Origin of the sequence: Legionella waltersii (assembly GCF_001468085.1) — a bacterium.
GTDB classification, from domain to species: Bacteria; Pseudomonadota; Gammaproteobacteria; order Legionellales; family Legionellaceae; genus Legionella; species Legionella waltersii.
In genome coordinates this window covers 290,787-299,415 of the sequence record NZ_LNZB01000036.1, presented here as the reverse complement: position 1 = coordinate 299,415, position 8,629 = coordinate 290,787, and the positions used below count along the sequence as shown (strand labels likewise).

Here is an 8,629-nt window from a genome sequence, read left to right as displayed (position 1 = left end):
TGTTCATGATCCCATCGCACGAAATTGTACACATAAAATACTTAAAGTTATTTATAGATGCGGAGCACTTTGTGCTTGAAATGCTTACACAAAACCCCAATCTCTTCGTTAAAAATAAATTTCAATTCGGTCATTTAGCTTATCTAAACTCCCTCATTGAAATTTATTTTTGCCTCGACCTTGGGGTTTTACGTAAGTCCTGCCAGTAAATAAATCCAAGAAAAGCTCATTCTTGATTGGATTAGTCAACCACATATTAATGAATGGCTTCATTGAGATGGTTTAAGTAATACAATAAAGGACCTTCATGAATTTTATAACACAAGAGAAAGTCCAAAAGTCACTGTGTTTGCTGTTGTTTGCTCACCCAATGTCCTTTCAATGGATTTAAACGCACCATAGTCTTTTTCGTTTTCAAATTCCACATAAACATTTAAACCTGGAGTAAGTCGATAGTAAGGCCTTATGCTGTAACGCATTTGGTTGAGTCCATTGCCAATAACAGCATTAGGTACCGTTTTTGAGGCAACCAGACTTCGTAGGCTTGTACGAACTAGAAAATTATTAAAAAGTTGAGTATCACGAGAAAGCTCTAAATCCAATTTCACACTGCCTCCATAAAAATAAACGCGTGCGTTCGTATCAATAAAATAAGGCATCAGTCCTTCAATCCCGATACCGGGTTGCCAATAGGGTGTCATAGATGGCTTATTAAAGTAATTCGCTCCCCCTTTAACAGCCCAAAATTGATTAATAAGGTGCCAATAAAAAACATCAATGTCTGCATTTTCTAGATTGCCTTTAAATACCTCAGCTTCGTTGGTGTACAATTCTAGTTTGTTATAATCAGGGCCATATAAGCCTCTATAGGACAGGCGCTGCGCATTATTAAATGGGTCAGCACCTATATCCAAAAAGGATGCAAACCAGAATCCAGTAGGATGGGCCATTGGATGTTTTATAAGTGCTTTATCAATCGGTCTTATTTCATCGACTCGTACTATTGGTCTATTGTGATAGACTGTTTGTTTTTCGATATTCTGCGGTTTGATTTTTCCTTTTGAAAGTTCAATGAGGGTTGAATATTGAAACACACGAGACATGCCAGTCATCATGTGATACAGCATATGACAATGAAAAAGCCATTGCCCACTAGCATCAGTGTCAACATCCGCTGTGATGGTTGCACCGGGTGGTATATCAATGGTATGAAGCATCGGATCGTACTTGCCCTGGCCTTTACGCAAGATAAACCAGTGGCCATGGATGTGCATGGGATGATGCATCATTGAGTTATTGGTAAAAACAAAACGATATCGTTTTCCTGGCTTTAGTTCGATAGGATGAGCATTGTATTCGGGCACCCCATTAACAAACCAAATAAATCGCTCCATGTAGCCAAATAATTCCATTTTAATCACTTGCGATACTGGTTCATTGGGATCATTCGTAGGAATAGCTGCCACCATATTTTGATATTTAGTCCCCATTGATGTGGAATAAGAGAGTGTTGAGGGAGAGAAGTGGTCGCCAATAATACTGGGCTCTGTAGGCATGGCCATACTCATGGAGTGATTGGCCATAGGGTGATGGTGCATGTCCATTTTATGATGACTTGTACTCATTTGAGACATATCATGATTCATGCTTTCCATCATCATGGACATCATTTCTTGCGAAACGTTTTCTGGCTCAGGAAAAGGGGGTACTGCTTTGTAATTAACAATTTGATCAGGAGAGGTGGTCAGTGCTCCAACAGCCGCACCTAATGTGTCTCGTGACTCAGCATAGATGATATAAGGGTTCTTTTCCTTGATTTTCACCAGAACATCGTAAGTTTCACCGGGTGCTATTGCAAAACTATTAACAAAGTAAGGTTTGATGTCATTGCCTTCAACATGCACCATTTGCATCTTTATACCAGGTATTTTGACGTTGAAGATACTACTACCTCCAGCACCAATGAATCGTAGTCGAACCACATCATTTAATTTAACAGGAGCGGTCCATGGTTGATTTGAGGCATGGCCGTTTAAAAGGAATGCGTCATACGCCACATCACTCAAATCGTATATACTCATCCGAGACTGTTGCATTCCTTTATAATCGTCTAATAGCTGTTTTCGTTTTTCTTTCGAAGCCTTTTGATAATCATGCAAAAATTTTGCAAGAGTGGGTTGCAGGGGAAATCTAGGAGCATAATAATCTCCCTGTTTTTTGAGGTTTTTTAGAATTTGATCGGCATGGGTGTTACTCCAATCCGACAGAACAATGACATAATCCTTTGTATAGTGGTATAACGGTTTTTTGTTAGGGTCGATTAATAAGGCCCCATACAATCCTTGTTGCTCTTGAAGACCTGCATGGGCATGGTACCAATAAGTGCCTGATTGGTCTAAAGTGAATTGATAATGAAAAACACCACCTGGAGGTATTCCTTTTTGTGTAATGCCTAAAACCCCATCCATTTGCCAAGGTAATATAATTCCATGCCAGTGAATGGCGGTTTCTTCGTTAAGGTGATTATGAACATGAATGCTGACATGATCTCCTTGTTTAAACCGTAAAGTAGGGGCTGGAATTTGATTATTCACTGAAATGGCCCTTATGGGCTTTCCTGCAAAATAAACAGTTTTGTATTCAACAACAAGATTTATAACGCGCTCAGCTGCAAAACCAGGCATTGCGATAACTAATACCAAAAGTGCAATGATACTTTTCACAAAAAACATTCTCCGCTAATTACACTTCTTAATAGCAAGTTGATGCCTTCATCGGCTCTTCATTCATAACCATGACTTGAATTTATTGTAATGAAACAAAATAATGTCGCCTCATTCACTAAGAAATTTTCATGGATATTACCCAAGCAACTATAGAACATGCGGGTTTATCGCAAGCGCATCGATGATATCAGTTTTATGAACCCGAGCAGAGATATTTTGATAATTAGATCGATATTTTTAGTGAACAGATTTTCATAGTTTTCATGGATTTAAATTTAGATTCAGATGTATAAACTAGAGCAATTGAAAAGTGATTTTTGCGAAAATCAGTTAACTTCTAGGATGAATGCATGCCAATAGCAGTTAATAATAGGTCCCCCAATATCCATAATCAATATTTTAATCTACAGCGATCTGCTTTAAAAACAGAGGTTTAATAGGTGCTAACCCATTGCTTCAAGCACAACAATCCCGCGCGGAGTCAAAAACGATCAATGTATACATATAATGTTTACATAGTTCAATTTATGGACTATAATAGTGCTTTTTATTTCTCTCATGTAGAGCATGTGAGCTAGAGGTTATCAATGAGTTTTTTAAAGCTTGATAGGACGACTCAACCGTCATACATACCGTTTGACCAAGAGTGGTTAACCAAAAATTTGTATTTAAATAATGCGTTTGTATTAAAAACGCAATTTAATTCTAGTTGGGGCGATTTTGATATTTTATTTCTTACTGAGTTTAAGGCATTAGAGTACTCTAAAATTTTAAAAGAAAAATTTGAATGTCCTTTACCCCATACTGTATTTGGAAATCGCATTAGTCTTCAATACAAAGACAGAAAGGAATTTCTATTAGCAGCACATCAGTCAGAACTCTATATGGCACCCTTTAATGGAAGATTCTTTATGGCTCATATTGGCTTGAATATTAAACAAGTTGCAAGAATTGAGCACAAACCCTCGGAGGGCAAGTTCATTATTCAGTTTAAAACCCTGGATGGCGCCAAAGAATACTTAGATAAACTGAAAGACAGTTCATTAAGTGCCATTTTAGATGAGGATGCCAAAACCTTAGAATTTCAGGAATATCAATCTTTACTACTCATGAAAAAAGCTTTTGAATCCTCATGCAATAGACCAACCATAAGTAGACAACCTTCTGAACGACACTTAAGAAAAGAATGGATTAATAACTATTTAAAACAGTAGAGTTAGATTGGGGACGGACCCTGAGCGTTCCACACAAAACTGAGAAATAAAGAAACAGGTTGATTGAGTTGAAATATAAAAAGGGATTAACGATAAAGGATTAGTTGAAAGCGCAGATGCCTATATGATCAAATACGATTCGTTCAAGAAGAGTATAAGATTTATAAAGAGGCATCATGCGACCGCTAAAATTATTGCATAGTTTTCTACAAAAAGAACTACCATTCATTCATAAAAAGCGCTTACAAGGAATAGAGGCTTGCTGCGAGGCACTTATTAACGGCAATACCCTAAGTTTGACTCATCTTGGAAGAAATATTACTAGCAAAGTAAAGGAAGGTAGTAACATCGAACGAGTCAATCGGCTCTTGGGCAATCATCACTTGCAAGAAGAAATTCCCTTATTTTATGAAGTGATAAATCACCTTCTCATTGAAAATGAAAGCACACCGTGGATACATGTTGATTGGAGTTGTATCTCACCAACAACGCAACTTTATGTTCTTAGAGCCACTTTATCCATGCGAGGGAGGTCATTCACTGTTTACCAGGAGACCCATCCCAAGAGTAAGGAGAATAACCCAAAAAGTTAGATTGGGGACGGACCGGGACGGACCCCATTTAGATCTGAACAGTTTGTGTAATTTTGGACGGACCGAAATTTTCAATGAGGTCCGTCACTAATTTATCACAAGCAGTGTTTATTAGGAAATCTTTTCATACAAAGACTTGCAAAATAATATTTTAGGTTGGATACGAAGATATCTCCTTCGTTTTCCATCAGAAATATTCTTTCTGGTTGTAATTCAAGATAATTGGATGCTTGTAAAATTGAGTAATAAACTGTCCCAGCTGAAGGGTAAATCCATTTATCTAAAAAGGGTAGAATGACTTCAGGATCGTTTGTGTAAAATCGTTGATAAATGTCATTAATTAACTCCTTTCGCATTTCAAAATTACTTTTAAAATAAATATTGCTGCGATCTTGGCTGTAAAGCATCAATGGAGTTTTATCAGGGTTGCTTTTTAACCCAGCATTAAGATTTATTGAACTAATAATGCCTTTGGCATTTTCAATTTGTAGTGGGGTGGTATCAAATAAATTATAACCATTATACTCTTTCAGATAGGTTTTTAAATATTCAATGCCTTCATCAGTTAATGGGTCAAAATAACTCTGAATAGAAAAGCTGACTGCATATTGTTCTGGGCTTTTATAATCGTAGGCGCAATTAACATAGATGTTGTAGGTAAAGAGATCGGGTAAGATTTTTTCTGAAAATACATGGTCAATTTCATTTTCTACTTCGTCACAGCTAAGTTCCAAACCCGCAACACTCCCATTTACACGAACAATTTGAGTTGGAAAATCAATGCTTCTTTGAGACATCTGCTTAAGATCGGGCATTTTTTGTTCATTACTATAATGCCTTACAACAGTGTTTTTATGTTCTGGGATTGAGGAGAACATAAAACCATCTTTGATGTTATCCGAACTTGAAAAAGCAAGAAGGGGCGATAAAAACAAAGTCCCCAATAAATAATTTACCTTCATAACAAACTCCTTTTGTTAATTAGAATTCCACAGGACTTACGAAAAACCCCAATCTCTTTGTTAAAAGAACTTTTTAATTCGGTCATTTAGTCCATCTAAACTCCCTCATTAAAAAGTTCTTTTGCCTCGACCTTGGGGTTTTTCGTAAGTCCTGTTCCATTTCAATGATTATCAAATTAGAGAATGATTGAACAATTACTCTGACCTGATATGGCTGTCTATATTATATGGTTTGAAGGGCAAATCCTATGGGGAAGATTTAGGTAAGTCGTGCTACAGAAAAATAGTGTATCCGTAACACGGCTCTTGTATCAAGAAATCATGGTTTAACGGCAAAGTTGATCTAACCAACATTCACCGGTGTAATTATCACAAACCTCAACTTCCTCACAAACACGCGGATAATATCTCTGCACAGGAACATTAATGACTACATTAGGGACAATAACAGGAGCAGGGTTGTAATAATAACCACCATAGCCATACCCCCCTGGATTATAGACTCGGATATCATCTCCATGATAATGAACATTTGGTCCTCCCCAGCCTATGCTTACAGCGCCCCCATACCAGGCCATAGAAGTGGAGCTTACTAGTAAACTTAGAACAAATCCCATAACAGATGGAGCATTGCTCTTAATACTTTTCATGATTACTTACCCTCTATAAAACGTTGTTATTGATTCTTCATTGGTTATGAGAATAAAACGGTTATTTAGTGCTCATTGATAGACTTTGATTAGGAAGATGATATCTCCTTCTGTTTAGCATTCAATCTTATCTAATAATTCAATCTGCTCATTAAGATTTATTATCTGATTTTGCCAGTACACCGGCGTGTTAAACCAGGGAAAATTCACAGGAAATGCTGGATCTGCCCAACGTTTTGCGAGCCATCCTGAATAATGCAGCATGCGTAATGTACGAAACACTTCAATTAAATGGCGTTCACAGAAGTTAAAATCATGAAATTCACAATATCCATTGAGAATTTTCTCAAGCTGTCCTTCCATTTCTCTCGCTTCGCCAGAGAGCAACATCCAAATGTCTTGTATTGCTGGTCCCATGAGACAATCATCTAAATCCACAATTTGAGGTCCCGCTTCATTCCATAACACATTTCCTGCATGACAATCGCCGTGTAATCTTATTTGATCAATTTGACCTATGCAATCCATTATCTGTTTAATTTTTTGCAAGGCTGTTTCAACGGTGTTGCAAAAATTAGGCTTTAAATAATCCGGAATAAAGTTTTGCTCAATAAGAAATTGGTAGGGTTCATAGCCATAGTTTTGACTATTTAATTGGATGCGGTGCTTAAATGGCTGGCATGCGCTGACTCTGTGAAGGCGACCTATAAAACGGCCCATCCACTCTAATTGCTCATTGTTATCCAATTCTAAAGGATGGCCACCACGTCTGGGAAAGAGGGCAAATCTGAACTCATGATAATGGTGTAAAGTCAGATTGTTGAATGCTAGAGGAGCAACAATGGGAATTTCATGCTGAGCCAATTCACTTGAAAACTGATGCTCTTCTAGAATAGCAGCTGAACTCCAACGATTAGGTCTATAAAATTTCGCAATAATGGGTTCAGCCCCTTCAATCCCTATTTGATAAACGCGATTTTCGTAACTATTGAGTGCAAGTAGGCTACCTGTGCAAAGAAAACCAATACTTTCAATTGCATCCAAAATGACAGCTGGGTTGAGTCGCTCATAAGGTGTTTGATTCTCTTGATTCAAATGAAAGTCCACTGATTGGTAAGTATGAGGGTGCATTATACAAGCAAATAGTTGCAATGGTAGGGGATGGATTTCAGGATTATTTTCCAGTTCTACTGAAATAGCTAATTAGTACAAGGGATTGAGAATTTTAACCGGAATGGATTCCAGATTGACAAGAAAATTAAGGGTGAGTACATTTATGCCAAACTAGTCATGGAGATGAATTGATACATGAACTATAAAAGCGAACAATCGGCTTGGGTAGGTGATGTGACTAATTTTGAAGAGAATAGCAATACACTCCTCTTATAACGATTAAAACTTGAGATGAAAACTAATTTTTTTATTTTAACGGGTGGACCTGGTACTGGAAAAACAAGTGTTCTAACTTCTTTATCCCAAAAAGGTTACCTAACAGTACCGGAAGTTGCTCGTGACATCATTAAAGAACAACATTCAATGGGTGGGGATGCATTACATACAGGGGATAGAGACGCGTTTTTAGAACTTATGTTGAGACACTCCCTCAGTGATTACAAAATGATGCAAACTCAACAAGATGTCGTATTTTTTGACAGAGGAATGCCTGATTTAGCGGCTTATGCAAAGGCTTTTTGTCATAAAGAACACCAGCAAGTGAATCAAGCTGTAATTCAATACAGATATAATCAAAAGGTTTTTATGTTTCCTCCATGGAAGACAATTTACACAAATGATAGTGAACGGCGGCAAGATTTTGCAGAAAGTGTAGATACGTATAATGCGCTGAAAGAAGCCTATCAGCAATGGGGATATACCTTAATTGATGTTCCTTTTCTAGACGTTGAGGATAGGGTAAGTTTTATTTTAAAGACAATCACCCCGTAGCCTGCATTAGCGATGTTTTATAGGTATTGAACCCATGTATCTATAGGCAGGGAAACCCTTACTTGGTTATAAGATTGGGCGCTTCGGTTAAAAATTTCGGATAGTCGCTTTTGAGCGTATGAGTTAGCGAATTGGCCATTATTTACGGTATGCCTTACTAAATTGTTTTTTAATTCAGGAAATAACTCAATGGCATTGACCAGATCAGCAATAATAACGATGTTTGAGATATTGTTTAAGACATGGGCTTTTAGAGCTTCTCTTTCTGCAGGAAAGTTGATAAGCCTAGCCTTTAAGTCATTCCAGTCTTTCGGTAGAGATGGGGAACTAAAATGTTTAAACACAAAAACTCCGATCCAAACAACACCTTAATGATTCATATATTCTACTAATGGTGTAGATTGTAGTCATTTTTTGAGGGTGGCTGCTTGGTGTATTCGGACAAAAAAAAGTTATTTTAGGACATGTTTCTATTCAACTGCTCTTCTAGAATTAGTGAATAAGGCCTTGATTACACCTCCCTCAATCGGTCTAAGTCCG

9 protein-coding genes are annotated in these 8,629 nt (G+C 37.3%); 4 read left to right on the top strand and 5 right to left on the bottom strand.

Annotation, left to right across the window (positions count from 1 at the left end; translation table 11 throughout):
• Positions 1-209 (top strand): hypothetical protein (locus Lwal_RS17895; protein ID WP_238584284.1); only part of this gene is annotated, 209 nt, incomplete at its 5' end.
• 105 nt (positions 210-314) lie between these two features.
• Here Lwal_RS17895 and Lwal_RS07585 read toward each other — a convergent pair.
• Positions 315-2,732, bottom strand: a complete 2,418-nt coding sequence (locus Lwal_RS07585) for a multicopper oxidase domain-containing protein (protein ID WP_058480208.1) — start codon at positions 2,730-2,732, stop codon at positions 315-317.
• 581 nt (positions 2,733-3,313) lie between these two features.
• Here Lwal_RS07585 and Lwal_RS07580 point away from each other — a divergent pair.
• Both Lwal_RS07580 and Lwal_RS07575 read left to right on the top strand, forming a co-directional pair.
• Entirely contained in the window at positions 3,314-3,940 is a 627-nt protein-coding gene (locus tag Lwal_RS07580; RefSeq protein ID WP_058480207.1) for a hypothetical protein, read from the top strand.
• A gap of 176 nt (positions 3,941-4,116) precedes the next feature.
• Complete coding sequence (locus tag Lwal_RS07575; protein ID WP_058480206.1) at positions 4,117-4,533, top strand: hypothetical protein; 417 nt, start codon at positions 4,117-4,119, stop codon at positions 4,531-4,533.
• A 95-nt stretch (positions 4,534-4,628) separates the two neighbouring features.
• On the opposite strand, the gene Lwal_RS07570 is transcribed toward Lwal_RS07575, so the two are convergent.
• The 3 genes from Lwal_RS07570 to Lwal_RS07560 form a co-directional block, all read right to left on the bottom strand.
• A complete protein-coding gene (locus Lwal_RS07570; protein WP_058480205.1) occupies positions 4,629-5,495 on the bottom strand; it encodes an Lpg0189 family type II secretion system effector in 867 nt (288 codons plus the stop codon).
• 326 nt (positions 5,496-5,821) lie between these two features.
• Positions 5,822-6,145, bottom strand: coding sequence for a hypothetical protein (locus Lwal_RS07565; protein ID WP_058480204.1), 324 nt, complete (start codon positions 6,143-6,145; stop codon positions 5,822-5,824).
• A 114-nt stretch (positions 6,146-6,259) separates the two neighbouring features.
• Positions 6,260-7,240, bottom strand: coding sequence for a serine/threonine protein kinase (locus Lwal_RS07560; protein WP_058480228.1), 981 nt, complete (start codon positions 7,238-7,240; stop codon positions 6,260-6,262).
• 309 nt (positions 7,241-7,549) lie between these two features.
• Between Lwal_RS07560 and Lwal_RS07555 the strand changes: the two genes are divergently transcribed.
• Positions 7,550-8,089, top strand: coding sequence for an AAA family ATPase (locus tag Lwal_RS07555; RefSeq protein ID WP_058480203.1), 540 nt, complete (start codon positions 7,550-7,552; stop codon positions 8,087-8,089).
• A gap of 17 nt (positions 8,090-8,106) precedes the next feature.
• Here Lwal_RS07555 and Lwal_RS07550 read toward each other — a convergent pair whose 3' ends face one another.
• A complete protein-coding gene (locus tag Lwal_RS07550; RefSeq protein ID WP_058480202.1) occupies positions 8,107-8,433 on the bottom strand; it encodes a hypothetical protein in 327 nt (108 codons plus the stop codon).
• Positions 8,434-8,629 lie beyond the last annotated feature (196 nt).

Coding starts and splice junctions, on each gene's coding strand:
- Lwal_RS07580 (WP_058480207.1), top strand. CDS start 3,314: ATGAGTTTTTTAAAGCTTGATAGGACGACTCAACCGTCATACATACCG.
- Lwal_RS07585 (WP_058480208.1), bottom strand. CDS start 2,732: ATGTTTTTTGTGAAAAGTATCATTGCACTTTTGGTATTAGTTATCGCA.
- Lwal_RS07555 (WP_058480203.1), top strand. CDS start 7,550: ATGAAAACTAATTTTTTTATTTTAACGGGTGGACCTGGTACTGGAAAA.
- Lwal_RS07565 (WP_058480204.1), bottom strand. CDS start 6,145: ATGAAAAGTATTAAGAGCAATGCTCCATCTGTTATGGGATTTGTTCTA.
- Lwal_RS07575 (WP_058480206.1), top strand. CDS start 4,117: ATGCGACCGCTAAAATTATTGCATAGTTTTCTACAAAAAGAACTACCA.
- Lwal_RS07570 (WP_058480205.1), bottom strand. CDS start 5,495: ATGAAGGTAAATTATTTATTGGGGACTTTGTTTTTATCGCCCCTTCTT.